The sequence below is a fragment of the Herbiconiux sp. UC225_62 genome (assembly GCF_042694625.1).
Taxonomy (GTDB): Bacteria; Actinomycetota; Actinomycetes; order Actinomycetales; family Microbacteriaceae; genus Herbiconiux.
The window spans coordinates 2,549,324-2,571,030 of record NZ_CP170551.1 but is presented as its reverse complement, the minus strand read 5'-3'; the positions used below and the strand labels follow the sequence as shown (position 1 = coordinate 2,571,030).

20 protein-coding genes and 1 riboswitch are annotated in these 21,707 nt (G+C 68.9%); of the genes, 4 read left to right on the top strand and 16 right to left on the bottom strand.

The features are described from left to right. Positions 1-11: 11 nt before the first annotated feature. From ACFJGU_RS12510 to ACFJGU_RS12495, 4 genes are all read right to left on the bottom strand, one after another. Entirely contained in the window at positions 12-833 is an 822-nt protein-coding gene (locus tag ACFJGU_RS12510) for an aldose 1-epimerase family protein (RefSeq protein ID WP_382310355.1), read from the bottom strand. Between the two features lie 221 nt (positions 834-1,054). After that, entirely contained in the window at positions 1,055-1,936 is an 882-nt protein-coding gene (locus tag ACFJGU_RS12505) for a bifunctional methylenetetrahydrofolate dehydrogenase/methenyltetrahydrofolate cyclohydrolase (RefSeq protein ID WP_382303839.1), read from the bottom strand. Beyond that, positions 1,930-3,204 (bottom strand): serine hydroxymethyltransferase, encoded by a 1,275-nt coding sequence (glyA, locus tag ACFJGU_RS12500; RefSeq protein WP_382303838.1) that lies wholly within the window; start codon positions 3,202-3,204, stop codon positions 1,930-1,932. The genes ACFJGU_RS12505 and glyA overlap by 7 nt, the downstream gene beginning before the upstream one ends. A gap of 45 nt (positions 3,205-3,249) precedes the next feature. Next, positions 3,250-3,332, bottom strand: a riboswitch (ZMP/ZTP riboswitch). A gap of 7 nt (positions 3,333-3,339) precedes the next feature. Beyond that, positions 3,340-4,578 (bottom strand): MFS transporter, encoded by a 1,239-nt coding sequence (locus ACFJGU_RS12495; protein ID WP_382303837.1) that lies wholly within the window; start codon positions 4,576-4,578, stop codon positions 3,340-3,342. Positions 4,579-4,804: 226 nt separating this feature from the next. Between ACFJGU_RS12495 and purU the strand changes: the two genes are divergently transcribed. Beyond that, positions 4,805-5,662 carry a formyltetrahydrofolate deformylase gene (purU, locus tag ACFJGU_RS12490; protein ID WP_382303836.1) on the top strand — a complete coding sequence of 286 codons (858 nt, stop codon included), beginning with the start codon at positions 4,805-4,807 and terminating at the stop codon, positions 5,660-5,662. Positions 5,663-5,733: 71 nt separating this feature from the next. On the opposite strand, the gene nagB is transcribed toward purU, so the two are convergent. From nagB to ACFJGU_RS12460, 6 genes are all read right to left on the bottom strand, one after another. Then, a complete protein-coding gene (nagB, locus tag ACFJGU_RS12485) occupies positions 5,734-6,519 on the bottom strand; it encodes a glucosamine-6-phosphate deaminase (protein ID WP_382303835.1) in 786 nt (261 codons plus the stop codon). 111 nt (positions 6,520-6,630) lie between these two features. After that, positions 6,631-7,665, bottom strand: a complete 1,035-nt coding sequence (locus tag ACFJGU_RS12480; protein WP_382303834.1) for an N-acetylglucosamine kinase — start codon at positions 7,663-7,665, stop codon at positions 6,631-6,633. Next, positions 7,662-8,513 carry a carbohydrate ABC transporter permease gene (locus ACFJGU_RS12475; protein ID WP_382303833.1) on the bottom strand — a complete coding sequence of 284 codons (852 nt, stop codon included), beginning with the start codon at positions 8,511-8,513 and terminating at the stop codon, positions 7,662-7,664. The genes ACFJGU_RS12480 and ACFJGU_RS12475 overlap by 4 nt, the downstream gene beginning before the upstream one ends. Continuing rightward, entirely contained in the window at positions 8,513-9,454 is a 942-nt protein-coding gene (locus tag ACFJGU_RS12470) for a carbohydrate ABC transporter permease (RefSeq protein ID WP_382303832.1), read from the bottom strand. Before ACFJGU_RS12470 ends, ACFJGU_RS12475 begins: the two co-directional genes overlap by 1 nt. A 41-nt stretch (positions 9,455-9,495) precedes the next feature. Beyond that, positions 9,496-10,785: an ABC transporter substrate-binding protein gene (locus ACFJGU_RS12465; protein WP_382303831.1), complete on the bottom strand. Its 1,290-nt coding sequence runs from the start codon at positions 10,783-10,785 to the stop codon at positions 9,496-9,498. A 76-nt stretch (positions 10,786-10,861) separates the two neighbouring features. After that, complete coding sequence (locus ACFJGU_RS12460) at positions 10,862-11,806, bottom strand: N-acetylmuramic acid 6-phosphate etherase (protein ID WP_382303830.1); 945 nt, start codon at positions 11,804-11,806, stop codon at positions 10,862-10,864. 128 nt (positions 11,807-11,934) lie between these two features. On the opposite strand from ACFJGU_RS12460, the gene ACFJGU_RS12455 reads away from it, so the two are divergent. From ACFJGU_RS12455 to ACFJGU_RS12445, 3 genes are all read left to right on the top strand, one after another. Beyond that, positions 11,935-13,026, top strand: a complete 1,092-nt coding sequence (locus ACFJGU_RS12455; protein ID WP_382303829.1) for a serine hydrolase domain-containing protein — start codon at positions 11,935-11,937, stop codon at positions 13,024-13,026. Between the two features lie 2 nt (positions 13,027-13,028). Next, positions 13,029-13,898 carry a MurR/RpiR family transcriptional regulator gene (locus tag ACFJGU_RS12450; protein ID WP_382303828.1) on the top strand — a complete coding sequence of 290 codons (870 nt, stop codon included), beginning with the start codon at positions 13,029-13,031 and terminating at the stop codon, positions 13,896-13,898. Positions 13,899-14,068: 170 nt separating this feature from the next. Next, positions 14,069-15,157 (top strand): hypothetical protein, encoded by a 1,089-nt coding sequence (locus ACFJGU_RS12445; protein WP_382303827.1) that lies wholly within the window; start codon positions 14,069-14,071, stop codon positions 15,155-15,157. A 3-nt stretch (positions 15,158-15,160) separates the two neighbouring features. On the opposite strand, the gene ACFJGU_RS12440 is transcribed toward ACFJGU_RS12445, so the two are convergent. Genes ACFJGU_RS12440 through ACFJGU_RS12415 form a run of 6 tightly spaced genes read right to left on the bottom strand, consistent with a single transcriptional unit; the run spans position 15,161 to position 21,581 of the window. Continuing rightward, complete coding sequence (locus ACFJGU_RS12440; RefSeq protein WP_382303826.1) at positions 15,161-16,384, bottom strand: alpha/beta hydrolase family protein; 1,224 nt, start codon at positions 16,382-16,384, stop codon at positions 15,161-15,163. Positions 16,385-16,422: 38 nt separating this feature from the next. Then, the gene (locus ACFJGU_RS12435) at positions 16,423-17,211 is read right to left on the bottom strand and encodes a glucosamine-6-phosphate deaminase (RefSeq protein ID WP_382303825.1); all 789 of its coding nucleotides are present in this window, start codon (positions 17,209-17,211) and stop codon (positions 16,423-16,425) included. Next, positions 17,199-18,263 (bottom strand): ROK family protein, encoded by a 1,065-nt coding sequence (locus ACFJGU_RS12430; protein ID WP_382303824.1) that lies wholly within the window; start codon positions 18,261-18,263, stop codon positions 17,199-17,201. The genes ACFJGU_RS12435 and ACFJGU_RS12430 overlap by 13 nt, the downstream gene beginning before the upstream one ends. Next, positions 18,260-19,729, bottom strand: coding sequence for a beta-N-acetylhexosaminidase (nagZ, locus tag ACFJGU_RS12425; protein WP_382303823.1), 1,470 nt, complete (start codon positions 19,727-19,729; stop codon positions 18,260-18,262). The genes ACFJGU_RS12430 and nagZ overlap by 4 nt, the downstream gene beginning before the upstream one ends. Next, positions 19,726-20,607 (bottom strand): carbohydrate ABC transporter permease, encoded by an 882-nt coding sequence (locus ACFJGU_RS12420; protein WP_382303822.1) that lies wholly within the window; start codon positions 20,605-20,607, stop codon positions 19,726-19,728. The genes nagZ and ACFJGU_RS12420 overlap by 4 nt, the downstream gene beginning before the upstream one ends. Continuing rightward, the gene (locus ACFJGU_RS12415) at positions 20,604-21,581 is read right to left on the bottom strand and encodes a carbohydrate ABC transporter permease (protein ID WP_382303821.1); all 978 of its coding nucleotides are present in this window, start codon (positions 21,579-21,581) and stop codon (positions 20,604-20,606) included. Before ACFJGU_RS12415 ends, ACFJGU_RS12420 begins: the two co-directional genes overlap by 4 nt. Between the last annotated feature and the right edge of the window lie 126 nt (positions 21,582-21,707).

Sequence of the window (21,707 nt, the reverse complement as noted above, 5' to 3'; positions counted from 1 at the left end):
GCCTAGCCCGCTCAGGGTGTGACATACCGGATGCCCCAGGCGAGCTCCCACCGCTCCCCCGGGCGCAGCCAGCGCAGACCCCGACCCGAGTTGAAGGCGTCGGCCGGGGCCGTCATCGGCTCGATCGCCACCGCCTGGCGCGGGCCATCCGGAGCGGCGAAGTTCTGCGGGGTGAAGACCTGCACATAGCCGAAGTTCTCGTCGGCCCAGAGTTCGACGCGACGACCGTCGGGTGCTTCGAGACGCTGCACGCTGCGGCCGTCGTGCGTCGTGACCCCGCCGAAACCGTGGTCGATCTCGAGGCCGGCCACGCGGCGACCTTGCGTGAGGTCGAAGTCGGTGCCCGCCACCTCTTCCTCGGAGACCGGGATCTGGTGGTCGTCGGTGAGGAAACGCGTCGTCGCGTCGATCGTGAGCGTCAGGTCACCCACGGGCAGGTCGCCGAGTGCGAGATAGGGATGCGCGCCGACGGCGACCGGGGCCGCCTGCTCGCTCTCGTTCACGATGGCGTGGGTCACCGTCATCCCGTCGGCCGTGAGCCGGTGCTCGACCGTGGTCTCGAGCAGGAACGGATAGCCGTGCTGCGGATAGACGGTCGCCCCCTGCAGCACGCGATGCGGCTCCTGCTCGAGCAACCGGTACCCCGTCGACCGGAGGAGCCCGTGGATCGCGTTCCCCTGCTTCGGCTCCGTGATGTCGAGCTGCTGCACTGCTCCGGCCAGCGTCCACCGTCCGCCCGCCACCCGATTCGGCCACGGCACCAACACGATCCCCGCCGCCCCCGGCGGAGTGGACGTCTCAGAGAACGTCTCGACGAGCGCCACCCCATCCACGTCCAACGCCCGAATCCCGGCAGCCACCTGGGTGACAACCCCGGTGACAACCCTCCCCTCCCCCTCGAGGCGAAGCGAGTATTGATCCCCAGTAGGCGCGCGCACGCCCCAAGACTACTCGGCAGGTGGGGCGGGCGGATTTTGCCTCCCGCCGCCTTTGAGCTCCGCTCAACCCTTAGGCGGGAGGTGAAATCCGCCCGCCCCACTTGCCGACCCAAGGCTCAGCGACCCCGCCGCTCAGCCTCCGCAACAACATTGGCCAGCAACATGGCCCGAGTCATCGGCCCCACTCCCCCAGGCACCGGCGACAGGAACCCCGCCACCTCCGCCACGCCAGGATCCACATCACCCACGAGCCGAGCCTTGCCGGTCTCCTCGTTCACGATGCGGGTGATCCCCACGTCGAGCACGGCCGCGCCAGGCTTCACCCAGTCGGGCTGGATGAGGCCGGGCACGCCCACCGCGGCCACGACGACATCCGCTCGCCGCACCTCGGCGGCCAGGTCGACGGTGCGCGAGTGCGTGAGCGTGACGGTGGCGTCGATGCCTTTTCGGGTGAGCAGCAGTCCGAGGGGACGGCCCACGGTGAGACCGCGGCCCACCACCACGACGTGCTTGCCCGGCAGGCTCACGCCGTAGCGGGTGAGCATCTCGACGATGCCGGCCGGCGTGCACGGCAACGGCGAGGTGAGCTCGCCCTCGACGCCCAGCACGAGGCGGCCGAGGTTCGTGGGGTGCAGACCGTCGGCATCCTTCGCCGGGTCGATCAGTTCGAGCATCGCGTTCTCGTCGATGCCGTTCGGCAACGGCAGCTGCACGATGTAGCCCGTCACCGCGTCGTCGGCGTTCAGGGCTGCGATCGCGTCGCGCACGTCCTGTTCGCTCGCGGTGGCGGGCAGGTCGACGCGGATCGACTCCATGCCCACCTCGGCGCAGTCGCGGTGCTTGCCCGCGACGTAGGAGATCGACCCTGGGTCGTCGCCGACCAGCAGAGTGCCGAGGCCCGGAACGATGCCGCGCTCGCGCAGAGTGGCGACCCGCTCGCGGATCTCGGCCTTGAGGGCCGTGGCCGTGGCGACGCCGTCGAGACGGACCGCTACCACTGCTCGAGACCCGGGTAGAGCGGGAAGGCCGCGGTGAGCTCGAGCACGCGGGTGCGGAGGGCCGTGACATCCGGAGCCGGCTTGAGAGCTGTGGCGATGATGTCGGCGACCTCGGTGAACTCCACGTCGCCGAAACCGCGGGTGGCGAGGGCGGGCGTGCCGATGCGCAGACCCGAGGTCACCATCGGGGGGCGTGGGTCGAAGGGCACCGCGTTGCGGTTCACGGTGATGCCCACCTCGTGCAGGATGTCTTCGGCCTGCTTGCCGTCGAGCTCGCTGGTGCGCAGGTCGGCGAGCACGAGGTGCACGTCGGTGCCGCCGGTGAGCACGTCGACGCCGGCCTCGCGGGTGTCGGCCGCGGTGAGGCGGTCGGCGAGGATGCGAGCGCCGCTGAGGGTGCGCTCCTGGCGGTCCTTGAACTCGGGCGAGGCGGCGAGCTTGAAGGCCGTGGCCTTGGCGGCGATGACGTGCATCAGCGGGCCGCCCTGCTGGCCGGGGAAGACGTTCGAGTTGAGCTTCTTGGCGAGCTCCGTGTCGCGGCTCACGATGAAGCCGGAGCGCGGACCGCCGATGGTCTTGTGCACGGTCGACGACACGACGTCGGCGAAAGGAACGGGCGACGGGTGCAGGCCTGCGGCCACGAGACCGGCGAAGTGCGCCATGTCGACCCAGAGCTTCGCGCCCACCTCGTCGGCGATGGCGCGGAAGGCGGCGAAGTCGAGCTGACGCGGGTAGGCCGACCAACCGGCGATGATGACCTGCGGCTTGTGCTCGAGCGCCTTGTCGCGCACCACGTTCATGTCGACGAGGAAGGTCTCGGGGTCGACGCCGTAGGAGACGGCGTTGTAGAGCTTGCCCGAGAAGTTGAGCTTCATGCCGTGGGTCAGGTGCCCGCCGTGCGCGAGCTCGAGGCCCAGGATGGTGTCGCCGGGCGTCGCGATGGCGCTCAGCACGGCCGCGTTCGCGGTGGCGCCGGAGTGCGGCTGCACGTTCGCGTACTCGGCGCCGAAGAGGGACTTCGCGCGGTCGATGGCGAGCTGCTCGGCGATGTCGACGAACTCGCAGCCGCCGTAGTAGCGGCGGCCCGGGTAGCCCTCCGCGTACTTGTTGGTGAGAACGGAGCCCTGCGACTCGAGAACCGCGCGGGGCACGAAGTTCTCGGAGGCGATCATCTCGAGCGTGCCGCGCTGGCGGTCGAGCTCGAGCTGCAGCACCTCGGCGATCTCGGGATCGACCTCAGACAAAGGGGAGTTGAAGGTGTCGGACAAGACTGGCTCCTTTTCGGCGTGACGGACTGATGTGAGTTCGGAATCCGTATCGACCCAGGCGCGCGGCCGAATCCCTGTCCGTCGCTTCCCGATGGTGACCATCTGATACGCCAGTTGCGACGCGGTCAGCTTACCTCAGACGCGGTGTGCTCGGCGAGTGAGCGCCGGGGTCGCGGCGAGCAGTCCGCCGGCGAGCACGAGCGCGATCAGGTAGATCCAGGGCAGCGAGGTGAGCCCCAGCGAACCGAGGAAGAGCGAGCCGACCAGAGCGCCGATGCCGATGCCCGCATTGAAGGCCGAGGAGTAGAAGGCGCTCGAGGTGTCGCGGATCTCCGGCGACGCCGCGTGCATCAGACGCGTGGGCAGCAAGGTCGGGATGACGCCGAACGCCACACCCCAGACGAAGAACGCGCCGATCGCGATCACGGGGTTCGCGGCGAACACCGCGAGCAGCAGCACGGAGACGCCGGTCGCGGCCAGGGCGATCACCAGCCCCGTCGTGGGGCGGCGACCGAACACTGCACCGGCGGCGAACACGCCGATCGCGCCCGCGGCGCCGTAGACGAGCAGCAGCAGCCCCACCTGACCCTCGGGGACGCCCATCTGGCCGATCATGAAGGGCGCGATGTAGGTGTAGAAGGCGTAGTTGCCGATCATGATCACGGCCACCAGGATGCAGATCAGCGCGACCACGGGGATGGTCGGGTCGAGCGGTCCGCGGCGCCGAGCGGCCCGCAACGCGCGGGTGTCGGTGGAGGGCTCGAGATGCTTGCGGTGGTCGACGCGCGGCAGGAGCAGCAGGATGAAGACCGCGCCGAGCAGCGCCAGCGCGCCGATGCCGAAGAACGGCACCCGCCAGCCCCAGGCGTGGCCGACCGCGGTGGCGAGCGGAACGCCCAGCACGAAGGCGAGAGTGCCGCCGCCCGTGGTGATCGCCACCGCGCGGCCGATCTGGTCGCGCGGCACGAGGTGCGCGGAATAGGCGCCGACGACACCCCAGAACACGCCGTGCGCCATCCCGCCGACGACACGCGCCACCACGAGCACCTCGAAGTTCGGCGCGAGCCCGCCGACGATGCTGGAGGCCGCGATCACCACCAGCACGAGCATCAGCAGCAGGTGCCGGGGGATCCGGCGGAACGCGAAGGTCAGTGGAACGCTCGTGAGCACCACGGCGAAGGCGAACACGCTGATGAGCAGGCCGGTCTGCGATTCGGAGACGCCGAGCGATGTGCTCATCTCCGGCAGCAGGCCGGTCGGGATCATCTCGGCGGTCACCGAGAGGAAGACGGCGGTCGCGAGAACGATCAGGCCGCCCCAGGGGAAGCGTTTCACGACGGGCGCAGCGCCCGTCTGAGGCAAAGTTGTGGTCACGGAGTGCACACCTATTCGAAGACAACTCGAAAGCGGCGGACAGAGGAGGCCCGTGCGGTTTCGAAGCCGCGCCTACCTGACGACCTGACGAACCGTGGCGGAACAGAGAGCCCGCGAACCGGTTCGCCTTCGTACATGCCCGAGGACGAACGATATCCGTTCATCCACTGACTATTGTAGCTCAGGGGAACCCGCGGGCACGAGGCCCCGACAAGAGGAGAGTCGCATGGCGCTGCCGCACAACCACTGGGTGCTGACCTTCGTGTGCGCCGACCTGCCCGGGATCGTGCACGCGGTGAGCGGCGCCGTCGTCGCCTCCGGGGGCAACATCACCGAGAGCCAGCAGTTCTCCTCGGCCGACACGGGGCGCTTCTTCATGCGCCTGCAGGTGGAGTCGGAGGCATCCCGCGGCGAGTTCGAAGCGGCGCTTGCGCCCGTGGTCGAGCGCTATGCCATGACCTGGCGGCTCGACGTGGTGGGTCGCCCGCTCCGCACCCTGGTGCTGGTGTCGACGGCGGCACACTGCCTCAACGACCTGCTCTTCCGTCAGCGTGCCGGGCAGCTCCCGGTGCAGATCCCGCTGGTGCTCTCGAACCACGGGTCGTTGCGCGACCTGGCCGGGTTCTACGACGTGCCGTTCGAGTCGCTGCCGGTGACGGATGCCGCCTCCAAGGCCGCCTTCGAACAGCGCGTGATCGACGCGGTCGACGAGCACGACATCGAGCTCGTCGTACTGGCGCGCTACATGCAGATCATCTCCCCTGAGCTGTGCGAGCGGCTCGAGGGGCGGCTGATCAACATCCACCACTCCTTCCTGCCCGGCTTCAAGGGGGCGAATCCCTACAAGCAGGCCCACGCCCGCGGCGTGAAGCTGATCGGGGCGACGGCGCACTTCGTGACCAGCGACCTCGACGAGGGCCCCATCATCGAGCAGAACGTGGTGCGCGTCGACCACACCCGCACGCCCGCCGAGCTGGTGGCGATCGGTCAGGACGAGGAGAGCCGCACGCTCACTCAGGCGGTGAAGTGGTTCGCCGAAGACCGCGTGCTCCTCGACGGCGCCCGCACCATCATCTTCCGCTGAGTTCGTTGCGCCCGCTCGGGTTCGGACTCATCGCGGTCGCGCACTGACCGATCCCGTGGACCCACGTCACCTCACGCGACCCGGGGCTTGAACTCCTGCACCGAGCGGTAGTAGTCGGCGAGGGCGAGGCCCGAGGCCGCGGCGTCGTCGACCACGACCGTGGCGTGCCGGTGCAGCTGCAGGATGGAGGCCGGCCAGCGGCTCGAGAGCGGTCCCTCGACGGCGTGCGCGATCGCATCCGCCTTCTCAGCTCCTTGGGCCACGAGGAGAAGGCGCCGCGCGTCGCCGATGGTGCCGAGGCCCTGCGTGATGCAGTGCACGGGCACCTGGTCGGGAGAGTCGAAGAAGCGGGCGTTGTCGGCGCGGGTCTGCGGCGCCAGGGTCTTCACTCGGGTGCGGGAGCTGAGCGAGGAGCTCGGCTCGTTGAAACCGACGTGCCCGTTGCGGCCGATGCCGAGCAGCTGCAGGTCGATGCCGCCGGCGCCGGCGATCGCGGCGTCGTAAGCGGCCGCCGCGGCGTCGGCGTCGGCCGCGGAGCCGTCGGGCACGTGGGCGTTGGCCGGATCGATGCCGAGCGGCCGCACGATCTCCCGGCTGACCACCGCCGCGTAGCTCTCGGGGTGACCCGCCGGCAGGCCGACGTACTCGTCGAGCGCGAACACGGTGACGGCCGAGAAGTCGACGCGCCCGAGTGCCGACGGCGCCGACAGCTTGGCGAGGCGCTGGTAGGTGGCTCCGGGCGACGACCCGGTGGCCACCCCGAGCACGGCGTCGGGCCGCGACCGCACCACCCCCGCGATGATGTCGGCCGCGACCCGCGCGACCTCGTCGGGTGTGTCGGTGATGATGATCTCCATCGCGTGCCTTTCGTGCGTCGAGCCCGTCACCGAGACGTCGCTTTCCGCGCTGTGTGCGGAGGTTCGCGCGGAAGGTGAGGTCTCGGCGGGGTCAGGGGTGGTCGGCCGGGGTCAGGGGGTGGGTGGGGCGAGCCAGAGGTGCTCGGGGTGCCCGGAGGGCGGCGTGGGAGAGACGAGGAGGCGGGCGAGGCGGATGGCGCCGTCGAGCGGGGTGCCGTCGGGTGGGCGCAGCTCGACCGGCGGATTCGCCTCCCGCACGGCGGCCGCGAACGCCTCGGTGAACGGCCCCTCGGTTCTGGCCGGCGCGAAGACGCCGCCGACCGCCGAGGCGACCCGCGCGAGTCGCGGGTCGAGTGCCGCCATGAGAGTACGCGCCACCTCCCGGCCCGCGTCCGTCATGATGCGCACGGCGGCCGGGTTGCCCTCCCGTGCCAGGGCGTCCACGCGGCCGGCGAAGGAGCCGAGGACCCCCGCGCGGTCGTTGCGCGTGTAGAGCTGGGAGGGCCAGGTCTCGGGTGCCCCGAACGACTCGACCGCCGCCGCGAGAAGCGCTCCGCCGTCGGTGGATACGCCGTCGAACTGACGCATCGCGGCCTCGAGGCCCTTCCGACCGATCCAGGAACCGGCGCCGCGGTCGCCGAGCAGGTGGCCCCATCCGTCGACCCGGCGCCAGACCGACCCCAGGTCGGTGCCGAGCGCCACCGAACCAGTGCCCACGGCCACCACCGCTCCCGCCGAGCCGGCGAGCGCACCGAGGTGCGCGGTCACGGCATCCGTCGCGAGCGCGGCGACGGCCCCGGGCCGGCGCGCGGCGATCGCACGCGCCACCGCGTGCGGATCGTCGATCAACGTGAACGCTCCGGTCGCGCCGACAGCGATCGCCGCGACGGAGGCCCACTCCCCCGGCCATTCCGCCGCAGCGCGATCGAGCAGCGCGCCGACGACCTCCGGAATGCTGCTCCCCCGGGAGGCGATCCCGACCCGCGACCCGTGCAGCACGCGCATCCCGCCGTGCCCGGAATCCACGCTGCCTGTCGCGCCGTCGGCGCGAACCGGCGCCAGAGCGACCCGGCTGCCGCTTCCGCCGATGTCGAGCCCGAGCACCCAGCCGGGCGCGCCGGAGCCTCCCGGGCCGCCCGGGTTCACTTGCTCATGCCCGCGGTGAGCCCGGAGACGATCTGCTTGGTGGCCAGGAGGAACAGCACGACGAGCGGGATGGTGGCGAGTGTGAGCCCCGCGAACAGCGTCGCCCAGTCGGTCTGGTACTCGCCGAAGAACCGCGTGATGCCCACCGGCAGAGTGTAGGCCTTCTGATCCCGGATGAGGATGAGCGGGTAGAAGAAGTCGTTCCACACCGGCACGAAGCGGAACACGATCACCGTCGCGATCGCCGGTCGCACGAGCGGAAGGTGCACGCGGAGGAAGGTGGTGAACGACCCGGCGCCGTCGAGCTTCGCCGCCTCGTCGAGCTCGATCGGCAGCTGCCGGAAGAACCCGGTGAGCACGAAGGTGGAGAAGGGGATGCCGAGGGCCGCGTAGACGAGGATCAGGCTCCACAGGTTGCTCACCATGCCGAGGCTGTCGAGCAGGAAGAACAGGGGCAGGATCGCCAGGTACACCGGCAGCATCAGCCCCGACAGGAAGGTGCCTTCGAGCAGGGTGAAGATACGCGACTTGGTGCGGGCGAAGGCATAGGCCGCCAGGAGGGAGACCGCGGTCGAGAGCAGCACCGACGCCACGGTCACGAAGATCGAGTTGAAGAAGTAGGTCTGGAAGTCGGCGGTGATCCAGGCCTTCTGATAGCTCGTGAGCGAGGGCTCCAGCGGCAGGCCGAGCGGGCTCCTCGCCATCTCCGGCATGGTACGGAAGCTGTTGAGCACCATGAGCACGAGCGGCGCGACGGCGATCAGGGCGTAGAGCCAGAGGAAGCCGGACCCGAAGAACGAGCCGAGCGTGAAGCGCTTGCCCACGGGGCGGGACGTGGTGGCGGTCATCAGTAGAGCCTTCTTTCGGCGCGGCGCATCAGCCAGGTCATGAGGAGGGCGACTCCGAAGATGAACAGGAACAGCAGGGTGGCGATCGCCGACGAGGTCCCGATCGCGTTCGACGAGCCCGACTCGAAGGCCGTGCGGTAGAAGAGCAGGCTCAGCACGTCGGTGGCGCCGGCCGGGTTGCCGGCCGAGCCGCCGAGCGCGTACGGGATGGCGAAGGCCTCCATGGCTCCGATGAAGGTGAGCACGCTCACCGTGCCGATGGCCGGCAGCAGCAACGGACCGGTGATGTCACGGAACCGCTGCCACGACGACGCGCCGTCGAGCGAGGCTGCCTCGTCGATCTCGTCGGGGATGCCGCCGAGCGCAGCTCCGTAGAGCAGCACCGGGAACCCGACCCACTGCCAGGCGGTGACGAACACCACGACCCAGATCGCGGTGGTCGGGTTCCCGAGCCAGGGCTGAGCGAGGGCGTCGAGCCCGACCCCCTTGAGGATGGCGTTCACCGGACCGAACAGCGGCGACAGCATCAGCGACCAGAGGTAGCCCACCACAAGGGGCGACACCAGATAGGGCAGCGTGTAGACCGTCTGGAAGAACCGCTTGAACCGCCGCACCCGGTGCAGCAGCACGGCCAGACCGAGGCCGACCGTGTTCTGGAACACCATCGCGCCCACGAAGAGCAGGATGTTGTGCACGAACGCGTTCGGGATCGCATCCTTGTACGGCAGCTGCGTGAAGATCGTCACGTAGTTGTCGAGCACCGAGAAGTCACCGCGCACGATGCCCGTCCAGTCGAACAGCGAGTAGCTGAGCGCCGTGACCAGCGGATACAGGATGAAGATGACGAACAGGATGAGCGCGGGAAGGACGAAGACCATGCCCGCACGACGCGACAGGGTGATGCCGGTGTTCCGGCTCCGGCGTGATTTCGTGACAGGCATGGTCTTCGTTCCTCAGATGGTCGTGCTCGGGTGCGGTGGAATTACGGCGTGGGCGTGAACCACTGCGAGATGCCGTCCTGCAGCGCGGTCGCTGCCCCCGCGGCATCCTGCTCGCCCATGAAGATCTTCTGGATCTGCGGGCCGAGCACGGCGGTGCCGAGCGGGTCGCCGTAGCGGAAGTCGACGAGCAGCAGGTAGGGCGCCTCGCCCTTCTGGTAGTTGTCCCACGCCTCCTGCATGACCTCGTTGGAGTAGGTCACGCCGGGGATCGCCGAGAACTGGTTGAGGTCGTCGGCCACGAGCTGGCCGAACTCCGGCGTCGCGAGCCAGTTCAGCAGCTCCGCGGCGGCCTCCTTGTTCTTCGACTTCGAGTTGATGGCGAAGTTTCCGTCGGCGTAGGCCGGGCTGACCGGGGTGGGCGATACGGCGTCCGGGGGCAGCGGCACCTGGTACGACCCGATGTTCATGTCGGGCGCCTGGGAGGCGAAGGTCGCGATCTCGAACGATCCGCCCGGGAACTGCGCGGCCTGACCCGAGGTGAACTGCACCTGGCTGTCGGTGTAGCTGACGCCCACCACGTCGGGCGTGAGGTACTTCTTCATGTCGGCCACGATCTGCAGCGCCGCCACGTAATCCGGGTCTTCGAAGGTCTTGGTGCCGTCGAGCACCTCACCTTCGAAGGCGCTCCCGCCGTAGCGGGCCGAGCCCACGATGTCGGCGAAGATCGGCATCATCCAGTCGTCTTTCACACCGAGGGCCATCGGGGTGATGCCCTTCTCCAGCAGCGTGTCGTTGAGGGAGATGAACTCGTCCCAGGTGGTGGGCACCTCGAGGCCGTTCTCCTTGAAGATGTCCTTGTTGTAGAACATCTGGAGGGTCTGGGTGGCGAGCGGGACGGCATAGGTCTTGCCGTCGGCCTTGCCCTTCGCGCCGGCCAGAACGCTCGGCGCGATGTCGTCGAGACCGTCCACGATGTCGTCGATCGGGTCGAGCTGATCGGCCTCGATGTTCGGCTGAAGCTGCCCGTAGGCGCGCACCATCGGCACGTCGGGTCCGTCGCTGCCGGCGAGACCCGTGGTGAGGATCTGGTTGTACTCGGTGTTCTGGAACGCCTCGAAGTCGACGGTGATGCCGGGGTGCTCCTTCTCGAAGACGTCGAAGATCGTGTTGTACGCATCGATGTCCTCGGTGCGCCACGACCAGACCTTCAGTGTGACGTCGTCACCGCTGGATGCCGCCGTCTCGTTGACGGGCGCCGAGGGGGCGCATCCGCCCAGCAGCAGCGCGACGCCGGCGACGCCCGCTGCGAGCGAGAGTGCTCTGCGCATCATGGATGTTCTCCTTCTGATTGGTGGTTCTGATTGGTGGTGCTCGGTGGGGTGGGAAGTGAGAGAGGTGCGGAGCCGTTCAGGCCGACGGGGCGTCGAGCGCTGCCAGCGCGGCACGCACCGAGCCCTTCGCGGCAGCCAGGGCGACCCGCGCCCGGTCGACCGGCACGGCGGCGACGGCGGTGACGATGGCCACCTTGAGGTCTCCGTCGGCCCGCGTCAGCAACTCGGCGCCTTCGCGCTGCGAGACACCGGCCGACTGCATGAGGATACGCAGTGTGCGGCGGCGGAGTTTCTCGTTGGTGGCGACGACCGACACCATGAGGTTCGACCAGGTGCGGCCGAGGGCCACCATCAAGGCGGTCGAGAACCCGTTGAGCGCCAGCTTCTCGGCGGTGCCGGCTTTGAGCCGGGTCGACCCGGTCACCACCTCGGGACCCGTTCGCAGCACGATGTCGGTGTCGGCGAGCTCCGCGAGCGACGCTCGCGGGTTGCACGAGATGAGGGCGGTGTGGGCGCCGAGCTCGCGCGCCTGGGCGAGTGCGCCGCCGACGAAGGGGGTGTTTCCGGACGCGGTGAGGCCGATGGCCACGTCGTTGGCGCCCAGGGCCGCGGCTTCGCGCCGACCGTCTTCGACCGAGTCCTCCGCGTTCTCCACCGCGTGCACCAGGGCCTGCGAGCCACCCGCCATGTGGGCGACGACCACACCGGGTTCGATGTTGAAGGTGGGCAGCAGCTCTGCGGCATCGAGAACGGCGAGACGACCGGAGGTGCCGGCGCCGAAGTAGTGCACCGATCCGCCGCGCAGCACGCGGTCGACGGCCACGTCGACGAGACCGGCCAGTTGCGGTGCGACAGCGGCCACGGCATCGACCGCCACGCGATCCTGCGAGGCGAGGAGAGCGAGGATCTCGGTGGTCGACAGGGAGTCGAGCTCGAGCGACTCGGTGAGCCGCTGCTCCGTCTCGGGCACGTACGCGTCTCCCTCGAGGAGGGGTTCGAGTGCGGGGTGGTGCATCGCCATCGTTGTCGCTCTTTCGTTTCGTTCGCCCGGGCGGCTTGCGCTCCGACGTCATCGAGCAGCTTGTAACAAAACCCCACAATTCGTCAAGCTCATGTGGATTTTTTTCATCTGCGTGAAACAATCGGAGAATGGACGAGATCGCACACCTCCTCGACGAGACGACCGAGGGAGACTCCCCGGTGGCGTCGGCCGCCGTGCTGCTGGTGTCCTCCGGCGGACGGGTCGTCGTCTCCGAGGCGCGCGGCACCCTCGCCCGAGTCGCGGATGATCGGGGTACGGTTCACGAGTCCGCGGAGGTGCCGGCATCCGTCGACTCCCTCTTCGACCTCGCCTCGATCACGAAGCTCTTCACGGCCGCGACCCTCCTGACGGTGCTCCACGAACAGGGGTCCGGGCCGGATCTCCGGGTCGCGGACGCCCTCCCCGAATATCGGCGTGGTGAACTCACGACCGTCACCGCGGCTCAGCTGCTGAGCCACACCGCCGGGTGGCCGGCCGAGTGGACCGATCGACGGGAGGGCGTTGCAGCCTGGTCGCACTTCCGTTCGGTGCTTCCCAGTGACCCGCCGGGCAGCACCCACCGGTACTCCTGCGTGAGCTACCTCTGGGCGGGACTGCTCGTCGAGGCCCTGAGCGGCGAGAGGCTCGATGCCGCGGTGTCGCGCACGGTGCTCGCGCCTCTCGGTCTCCGCGACACGACCTTCACGCCCGGCCCGGAGCTGCGGGGCCGGATCGCCGCGACCGAGTACCAGCGGATGCCCCGCGGACTCGTGCACGGCGAGGTGCACGACGAGACGGCCTGGGCGCTCGGCGGAGTGACCGGAAATGCGGGTCTGTTCGGCAGCGCTCCCGATCTCCTCGTTTTCGCCGAGATGCTGCGGAACGGCGGGCGACACGACGGGCGGCAGGTGCTGCCGGAAGAGGCGGTGGCCGCCATGACGACCGACCAGCTCGGGTCGCTCGGCCTTGCCGCCGAGCGACGACCGGCCTACGGGCAGGCTCTCGGCCCTCGCATCGGCGACGCCGAATGGATGGGGCCGTTCGCGGAGAGGGGCGCGATCGGGCACACGGGTTTCACCGGCACGAGCCTGATCGTCGAGCCGCGGGGCGAGCGTTCGATAGTATTTCTGACCAATCGGGTCCATCCGACTCGGCATCGCTCGGACATCCGGGAACTCCGGCTCCGTGTCGCCGACGCTGTCGTCCGTCTGGAGGAATAGGGATGTCCACCGATGTCTTCATGGCCCTCCGCCAGCGCCTTCCCGCGCTGAGCAAGGCCGAGCGCCGCATCGCGGATCGGGTGCTCGAACAGCCGTCGATCGTGGTCGACTCGACCATCAATCAGCTCGCCGAACTCTGCGACGTCTCGCAGGCCAGTGTCGCGCGGCTGTGCCAGTCGGCGGGCTTCACCGGCTACAAGCCGTTCCGGATGGCGATCGCTTCCGCGATCACCCGCGAGGAAGCCTCGCGCGACCAGTTCCGGGTATCGGATGCCGACATCGGCCCCGACGACAGCGCCTTCGACGTCGTGATGAAGGTCGCGTACCAGGAGGCCCGGGCCGTGGAGGAGACCGCCCGCGCGCTCGACCTGGTGGCGCTCGACGCCGTGGTGGGGGCCATCCGTGACGCCGCGCGGATCGACATCTTCGGCGTCGGATCGAGCGGGTTGACCGCGCAAGACCTGCAGCAGAAGCTGCACCGCATCGGCATGAGCTCGTACTCCTGGGTCGACCCGCACCTCGCCCTCACCTCGGTGGCCCTGACCCGGCCGGGGAACGTGGCGATCGCGATCTCGCACTCGGGGCTCTCGGTGGAGGTCAACGACATGCTCACCGTCGCCGGGCGGGCCGGCGCCACCACCGTCGCCATCACCAATTTCCCCGAGTCACCGCTCGGCGTGCTCGCCGACCTGGTGCTCACCACCAGTTCGCGCGAGAGTCGCTACCGTTCGGGAGCGATGTCCAGCCGCATCGCGCAGCTCGCCCTGGTGGACTTCCTCACCGTGCGGCTGCTGCAGGGCAGCTACGAGCAGGCGAACGAGTCTCTCCGCCTCACCTACGACGCCGTGCAGAACCACCGCCTGCACTATTAGGTCGTGCGCGCCGCCGCTTCTGCAGTGCGGTGGACACAGACTGCTAGGGGGGCGTCAGGATGGTGTCGAGCCAGTCTTCCGGTGAACCTCCTACGGCTCTCGCGAAGCCGACTACGTATAGTTCGCCGATTTACCTACATTCACCGTGCTGAGCCAGTACGTTTCCCGGAATGGGCAAAGACAGCAGAACGCGGAGGAAGCAGGCGCGTTGGGACGCCGATACCGAAGCACTGGCTGTTGTGCGCTCGATGCGCGGCCCCTCCGTACGCACGCGGATCGTCGTCGCATCCGTGTTGATTGCCTTCGGCGTGGCCGCCTTCGGCTGCACGGACGTTTTGCTGGCTTCACCCCCGGCGGCCGTACTGTCGACCGATAAGCAAGGCGACGTCGCCGATGTCGATGCGGGCTCGATCGAGATCGGCTCCTCCTCGCTTCGGCCTCTACGGATGGAGTTCGCAACCGAGATGCACCTCACCGCAACGACGCGCGAGACGTATGCTCTTGAGATCCGCGCCCCCATGGACGGCTTCGTCGAGTGCGACACCGACGATTGCGCATACTCCCCGCTGTACCTGCGACTCGCCTTCACCGGCACAGCCAACGGGGGTCACTACAGGATTCTTACCAACGACTTCGGCGACGACTCCGAGTCGATGATCCATGCTTCGTTCAGCTCATCGACCGGATCCACCGCAACGGTTCAGGAGACCGGACAAGCTGAGCATCCACTTCTGCAAGACACGCGCGACCGGGCCCAATCCGCTACCGTCTTGGAGTTGGAGTTCGCGCGAACCCCTTTCCTTTTCAGACCAGCGGATGTCGGTTGGACGAAAGCGGCCGTGCGCGTCGAGGTGACTCCCGATCAGGAAAACGCAGCCCAGTCGGGCCCGTACTTCGCCGTTCAAGCGCCCGCGGTCACAACACTGGCAAGCAGTGCCATATACAACGCCGCATCCCCCTTCAGCCCGTCGACCATCGTGTTTCGTCCGATCCCGCAGATGGCGACACTTTTCGGAATCATCGACGAGACCGGTGCGGCGATCCTCACCGGTGGACTCGAGAATGAAGCGGGTTGGCGGATCAAGCCGGGCAGCTACACGTCAGGATTCGGTCCGGTTGTCTCATACGTCGACCATCGACTGATGCAGCGCGCGGAGTTCTGGCGGCAGTTCTGGCTCTTGGTCTCGGCCGCGATGATCGGTCTGGCATTCGGAATGCTCGCCGATGCGATCTTCGGTGGGTGGAGGCGGCGAGGTTGAAACCTACCCCCGCCCGAGGATGGTGTCGAGCCAGTCGAAGATGCGCTGCTCGGTGAGAGCACGGGCGAGAGGCTGGCAGTGGTAGTTCGCGCCCTCGGCCGCGGTGAACGTCACCACCGTCGACACCGTGGGCGTCAGGGAGGCCAGTTCCTGGGACTGCCCCGGCCAGAACTGCTCGTCCTCGGGCTCGGTGATGAGGAGCGGAGTCGTGATCGCCCCGGCCTCGTCGACCACGGTGTACGCGCGCACCGCCTCGATGGTCTCGGCGTAGCCGACTCCGCCGTAGGGACGCGCGCGGAAGTTCCAGGTGCGGGCGGTGCCCGGCGACAGCTTCAACCCCAGGGCCATCTCGCGATCGAACTTCGCGTTCTCCCCCTCGTCGAGCAGTTTCAGCAGGCTCTTCGGCAGGTGCGAGGTCCAGGAGGTCGAGACATCCACCACCCCCGGGTCCACGATCGCCGCCGCGAAGCGGTGCTCGAAGGCGAGTGCCCGCGGCACCCAGTAGCCGGCCTGGCTGATGCCGTAGACGGCCACGCGGTCGGGATCGACACCGGCGTGGCCGAGCACGAAGTCGAGCACCGGCGTGAGCACGGCCTCCCAGTCGGGTCGGAACGTCGTGTTGCGCTCGAACAGCATCGACTGCTGGCCGGGGCCGTCGAAGACGAGGGCGTCGTAGCCGCGGGCGAGCGCACCCGAGACGGCACTCCCCCAGAGGGCGGCGAGCGACCCGTCGCTGCCGTTCACCGCCACGAGCACCGGATGCGTGTCGCCGGGCGCCGCGCTGCGGAAGTAGTAGCCGGGGAGAGTCGTCCCTTCGTACGGGATCTCCACGCTGCGGGCGTCGACCGAGGTCGTGCCGATGAACCGCTCCCACGCCCGCCGCTGTTTGGTGAACGTGGGCAGCAGCCGGTCGACCGAGTCGAGAGCCGACACCGCATTGACCGCCACTCCGTAATAGGCCGACGCCCGGAGGTAGGCCGAGGCGGCGCTCTGGTCGTGTCCGCCCTCCGACGAGGCGTCGCCGATGGCGGCCACCCGGTCGCCGAGGGCGTCCCACGCCGTGAACCACTTCTCGTGGTCGTTCTTGCCGATGCCGTTCACCGCGGCGAGCACCTCGCCCGGATCGGATGCGCCCGAGAAGGCGAGGCCCAGCACGCCGCGGATCTCGAAGTCGAAGTCGGGGTTCGCCGAGAACCCGGCGACGAAGGTCTCTGCTGCTTTCACCATGCCGCCATTCTGCCGATCGGCGGTGCGCGTGGGAATGGTCAGATGATGACCGGGTCCCAGGTGGGCTTGTTCGCGAACGCGTCGAGGTAGTACTCCAGCTCGGTGAGCATGCTCGCCGCCTCCTCGTCGACCACGACCGTGGCCCGCGGATGCAGCTGGATGGCCGAGGCGGGCACGCTCGCCGTGAGCGGTCCCTCCACCGCCGCCGCCACCGCGTGCGCCTTGCCGGCGCCGAACGCGAGGAGCACGAGCCGCTTCGCCCGGAGGATGGTGCCGAGCCCCTGCGTGATGCTGTGGATGGGCACGTCGTCGACCGAGTCGAAGAAGCGCGCGTTGTCCTCCCGCGTCTGCTTCGTGAGCGTCTTCACACGGGTGAGCGAGGCGAACGACGAACCGGGCTCGTTGAAGCCGATGTGCCCGTCCGTGCCCACACCGAGGATCTGCAGGTCGACCCCGCCCGCCGCGAGGATCGCATCCTCGTAACGCTCCCCCGCCGTCTCGATGCCGAGCGGGCGGCCGTCGGGAACGTGGATGCTCGCCGGATTCAGACGCAGCGGCCGCACCACCTGGCGGTCGATGACCGAGTGGTAGCTCTCCGGATGCGTCACCGGGATGCCCACGTATTCGTCGAGCGCGAACCCGCGTACCGCCGAGAGGTCGAGGCCCGCCGCGACGCGTTCGGCGAGCGCCCGGTAGACCGGCAGGGGCGTGTCGCCCGTCGCGAGTCCGAGCACGGCATCCGGTCTCCCCGCCACCAGCCGCTCGATCGCCTCGGCCACCAGGGCTCCGGCCGCTTCGCGACTGCCGACGACGATCACTTCTGCCACGTGGCGATCCTCTCTCCGTGATCGATGGTTCCGGGGCCCTCGACGTTGCCGCTGCTGCCGGGCCGGTTCGCCGGGGCACCCACCAGGGCTGCGCCGACGGCGGCCGCCGGGAATCCGGCCGGCACCAGCTGCACCCGGCCCTCGAGACCGAGCGACGCCAGGAACGGCGACTCCACCGCCCAGGATGTCAGAACCCGGCGCACCTCGTCGAGCAGCCACTCTCCGAGGTTGCTGAGTCCTCCGCCGATCATCACGATCTCGACGTCGACGGTGAGCACGAGCACCCGCACGGCCGCCGCCACGTTGTCGACCAGCAGGGTGCGGATGGCCAGCGCGGACTCGTCACCAGCGTCGGCGGCTGCCAGCAGCGATCGGGCCGGGATGGGGTCGTCGGTCACCCATTGGCGGGCGATCGCCGAACCGGAGGCCACGGTCTCCAGGCATCCGCGCTGTCCGCAGGCGCAGAGCACGCCGTTCGGGTCGACCGGGATGTGCCCGATCTCCCCCGCCGTTCCCCGGGCTCCGCGCCAGAGTGCGCCGTCGATCACGAGCCCCGCCGCGAGACCGGTGCCGAGATTCAGATACGCCATGCTGTGCCCACCGGGCGCCGCCGCCTCTGCGGCGCCCCTGGCGACGAAGCCTGCGGGACCGCCCGGGGCTGCGCTCTCCCGCCCGGCGCGCGACCTCCGGGTCATCAGGTGGTACGCGCCGAGCGCGGCGGCCTTCACGTCGTTCTCGACCTTGACGTCGAGGCCGAGCGCGGCCGTGAGTCGGCGACCGACGTCGAGTTCGTCGAAGCCGAGGTTGACCGCGTGCGAGACGTTGCCCGTCACCACGTCGACCTGACCCGGGATGCCGATCCCGACCGATTCGAAGGCCTCGACCGGTCGCCCGGTGATCTCCGCGATGCGGGTCACGCCGTCGATGGCGGTGCGGATGACCGCCTCCGGCCCGAAGCCGGTGGCGAGGCGAACGCGGTCGACGATGGTGCCGTCGTCGTCGACGGCCACGGCATCCGTCTTCGTCCCACCGATGTCGAGCCCGAGCCTCATGACCGAACTCCCCTCTCGGCGAGGAACCCGGCGAGCGCCTCGCCGACGAGGGCGGATGCGCCGAAACTCGCGATCCCGGCATAGTCGGGATCGGCACCCGGCCACCCCATGTCGACGGTCACGACGCGCTCGTGCCGTGCCCGCAAAGCGTCGACGAGCGCGACCACCTCCGCGCGTCGCTGGTTGTCCTTGCCGATCACCAGAACGGATGCCTCGAACGGAATACGTCCGATCTGCTCCCGCCAGTCCTCTTCCGTCATCGCGAACACGGGAAGACGTGGGCCCCCTTCCTCGAGAGCGAGGAAAGGCCCCCACGCCGACCGGCCCACCGCGATGTTCGCGACGGTGTCGAGGCGCACCACGACCCACCCGGGGCCGTGGAGCAGCTCCGCGGCATCGGGCGTCACCGCGAACGAGGTGGCCACCCGGTGCGCATCCGGCAGAGCCGAAGGCCCCGCGGCCGCCGCATCCGCCTGCTCCTCCGCGTCACGGATCCGCTCCCTCAGCTGTCGCAACCGCACGGTCGCCTCGGCGAGCCGGGCCACCGTCAGCTCGCCCTCGGCGATGGCCGATGACACCCGCTCGACGATCTCCTCGAGCTGCCACTCGGTGTTCCTCGTTCCGATGCAGAGCAGGTCGCACCCCGCTGCGAGCGCGCGCACGGCAGCTGTCGGGATGCCGATCTCCCCGCTCGCGCCCACCATGTCGAGGGCATCGCTCACGATCACGCCGTCGAACTCCAGCTCGCCGCGAAGCATGTCTTCGAGCACCGCGGCCGAGAAGGTGGCCGGATGCGTGGGGTCGAGCTGGGGCAGCAGGATGTGGCTCGTCATGACGGTGAAGGCACCCGCCTGCACGGCGGCCGCGAAGGGCAGCAGCTCGCGTTCACGGAGGGTCTCGAGGGAGACGTCGACGGTCGGCAGGGCGAGATGCGAGTCCTGGGCGGTGTCGCCGTGCCCCGGGAAGTGCTTGATGCTCGCTGCGACGCCCTGCGCCTGTAGGCCCTCGACCCATGCCGCGCTGTGCCGCGCCACGAGCTCCGGATCCGTGCCGAAGCTGCGCACCCCGATGACGGGATTGCGCGGGTCGGAGTTGATGTCGACGTCGGGCGCGAAGTCGAGGTTCACGCCGACCGCCCGCAGCTCCGCGCCGACGGCGGAGGCCACCGATCGGGTCGCGGCGAGGTCGTCGATCCGGCCGAGCACCGCGTTGCCCGGGAAGGGTGCGCCCCGTTCGCCGTGCAGGCGCGTGACGTCGCCACCCTCCTCGTCGATCGCGATGAGGGCATCCGGATTCGCCGCCACGATCGCCGCCGTCAACTCCCGCAACTGCGTCGGGGAGACGATGTTCTCGTGGAACAGGCACACGCCACCGAGTCCCTCGCGGAGCATCCGCTCGACCCAGTCGGGCAGCGTGGTGCCCACGAATCCGGGCAGGAGGGTGCCCAGGATGTGCTGCCGACTCATCCCTTCACCGCCCCGCTGACGAGCCCCGAGGTCATCCGGCCCTGCACGAGCAGGAAGAAGACGATGACCGGGATGGCCATCAGCGTCGACCCGGCCATGATGGCCGCCCAGTTCGTGGTTCCGGTGACCTGCTGGAAGGTGCGCAGCCACACCGGCAGGGTCATCATCTCGGGCCGCGAGTTGACGACGAGAGCCAGCAGGAACTCGTTCCACGCCTGGATGAAGCCGAACACGCCGGTGGCGACGAGACCGGGCGCGAGCAGCGGGAAGGTGATCCTCCAGAACGCACCCGAGCGCGAGCATCCGTCGATCATCGCCGACTCCTCGAGCTCGACGGGCACCCCGTTCACGAAGCCGCGCAGGGTCCAGATGGTGAACGGCAGCACGGTCGCCACGTACACGAGGGTGAGTCCGGCGATGGTGTTGAGCAGTCCCCAGCCATCGAGCACCCGATAGGTGGAGACGATCATGGCCTCGGCAGGGATCATCTGGATGATGAGGATCGCGAAGATGAAGGTCTTGCGACTCTTGAAGCGGTAGCGCGACACCGCGAGAGAAGCCAGGAAGGCGAACACCAGGGCGATGATCACGGTGGAGACGGTGACCATGAGCGAGTTGCCGAGCGCCGGCAGGAAGGGAGCGCGGCCCGGATCGAAGATCACGGTCTCGTAGTTCGCCGTGGTGAGGTGCTGCGGCACGAAGTTCGGCACGCTGCCGCGGATCTCGTTGTTGGGCTGCAGCGAGGTGTTCACCATCCAGTAGACGGGGAACACCGAGAACAAGAAGACGACGACGGAGGCGACGCCGAGCAGGATGCCGGTGGTGCGCTTGCGAGGACTGACCCGGCGTCGGGCGGGCCGGGTGGCGATGGCGGTCACTGTTCCTCCTCCTTGAGGCTGCGGCGCACGTAGAAGATCGAGATGCCCACCATGAGGATGACCATGATCACGGCGATCGCGCCGCCGGTGCCGTAGTCGCCCTTGCCGAGCGAGGTCTGATAGATGTACACGCCGAGCGTCGAGGTCTGCTCCTTGATGCCGCCGATGCCCTGCAGGGCGAAGATCTGCGTGAAGACGCGCAGATCCCAGATCACCTGCAGGATGATCACCACCACGAAGATGCTCCGCAGGTACGGGAAGACGATGAGACGGAAGCGCTGCCAGGCGCCCGCGCCGTCGAGCTGTGATGCCTCGAGCACCTCGTCGGGCACCTGGGTGAGGCCGGCGAAGATGGTGAACGCCACGAAGGGCACGGCGCCCCAGGTGACGATGATGGTGGCCACCACGAAGAAGGAGAACGGGTCGATCAGCCAGGAGTGGTTGGTGAAGTCCTGGCCGCTGACGGCCTCGAGCAGGTAGTTGACGACGCCGTACTGGGTGTCGAACATCCAGCCCCACACGATGGTGGCGGTGAGGGCGGGCATCGCCCATGCGAGCAGCAGTCCCACGCTCACGAGCAGCTTGAAGAACCGGTTCACCCGGTGCATCAGCAGTGCCACGAGGGTGCCGAGCACCATGGCGGTCACCACGTTGGCCGCGCAGAACAGCACGCTCCGGCCGAGCACGGCCCAGAACTGCGGATCGCTGAGCACCCGCACGTAGTTGTCGAAGCCCACGAACGGGGCCGGCGCGCCGAACACCTGCGACCGGCCGAACTCCTTGAACGACATCACGAACAACTGGATGAGCGGCCAGCCGATCACGACCGCCAGGATCACGAGCGCCGGCACGAGCAGCACGATGGGGGTGAAGCGGCCCGGGCGGGTGCGTCGTTGCAGCCGCCTGCTCTTCGGACCGAGTTCGGGCGGCAGCTCCTGCAGGCCGCCCGATTCGTGCTCCCTGATCAGGGTCACGGACGAGCTCATCGGGGTCCTCCCGTTAAGATTGCGATGTGCCTCTCACCTTCCTAGGGCGATGGGCGTCTGGACCGGCGGTGACCGCTGTTCGCGCAGCGGCCACCGCCGTTTCTCTCGACTCCG

Coding starts and splice junctions, on each gene's coding strand:
- purU (WP_382303836.1), top strand. CDS start 4,805: ATGGCGCTGCCGCACAACCACTGGGTGCTGACCTTCGTGTGCGCCGAC.
- nagB (WP_382303835.1), bottom strand. CDS start 6,519: ATGGAGATCATCATCACCGACACACCCGACGAGGTCGCGCGGGTCGCG.
- ACFJGU_RS12475 (WP_382303833.1), bottom strand. CDS start 8,513: ATGACCGCCACCACGTCCCGCCCCGTGGGCAAGCGCTTCACGCTCGGC.
- ACFJGU_RS12470 (WP_382303832.1), bottom strand. CDS start 9,454: ATGCCTGTCACGAAATCACGCCGGAGCCGGAACACCGGCATCACCCTG.
- ACFJGU_RS12465 (WP_382303831.1), bottom strand. CDS start 10,785: ATGATGCGCAGAGCACTCTCGCTCGCAGCGGGCGTCGCCGGCGTCGCG.
- ACFJGU_RS12460 (WP_382303830.1), bottom strand. CDS start 11,806: ATGGCGATGCACCACCCCGCACTCGAACCCCTCCTCGAGGGAGACGCG.
- ACFJGU_RS12455 (WP_382303829.1), top strand. CDS start 11,935: ATGGACGAGATCGCACACCTCCTCGACGAGACGACCGAGGGAGACTCC.
- ACFJGU_RS12450 (WP_382303828.1), top strand. CDS start 13,029: ATGTCCACCGATGTCTTCATGGCCCTCCGCCAGCGCCTTCCCGCGCTG.
- ACFJGU_RS12445 (WP_382303827.1), top strand. CDS start 14,069: ATGGGCAAAGACAGCAGAACGCGGAGGAAGCAGGCGCGTTGGGACGCC.
- ACFJGU_RS12440 (WP_382303826.1), bottom strand. CDS start 16,384: ATGGTGAAAGCAGCAGAGACCTTCGTCGCCGGGTTCTCGGCGAACCCC.
- ACFJGU_RS12430 (WP_382303824.1), bottom strand. CDS start 18,263: ATGAGGCTCGGGCTCGACATCGGTGGGACGAAGACGGATGCCGTGGCC.
- nagZ (WP_382303823.1), bottom strand. CDS start 19,729: ATGAGTCGGCAGCACATCCTGGGCACCCTCCTGCCCGGATTCGTGGGC.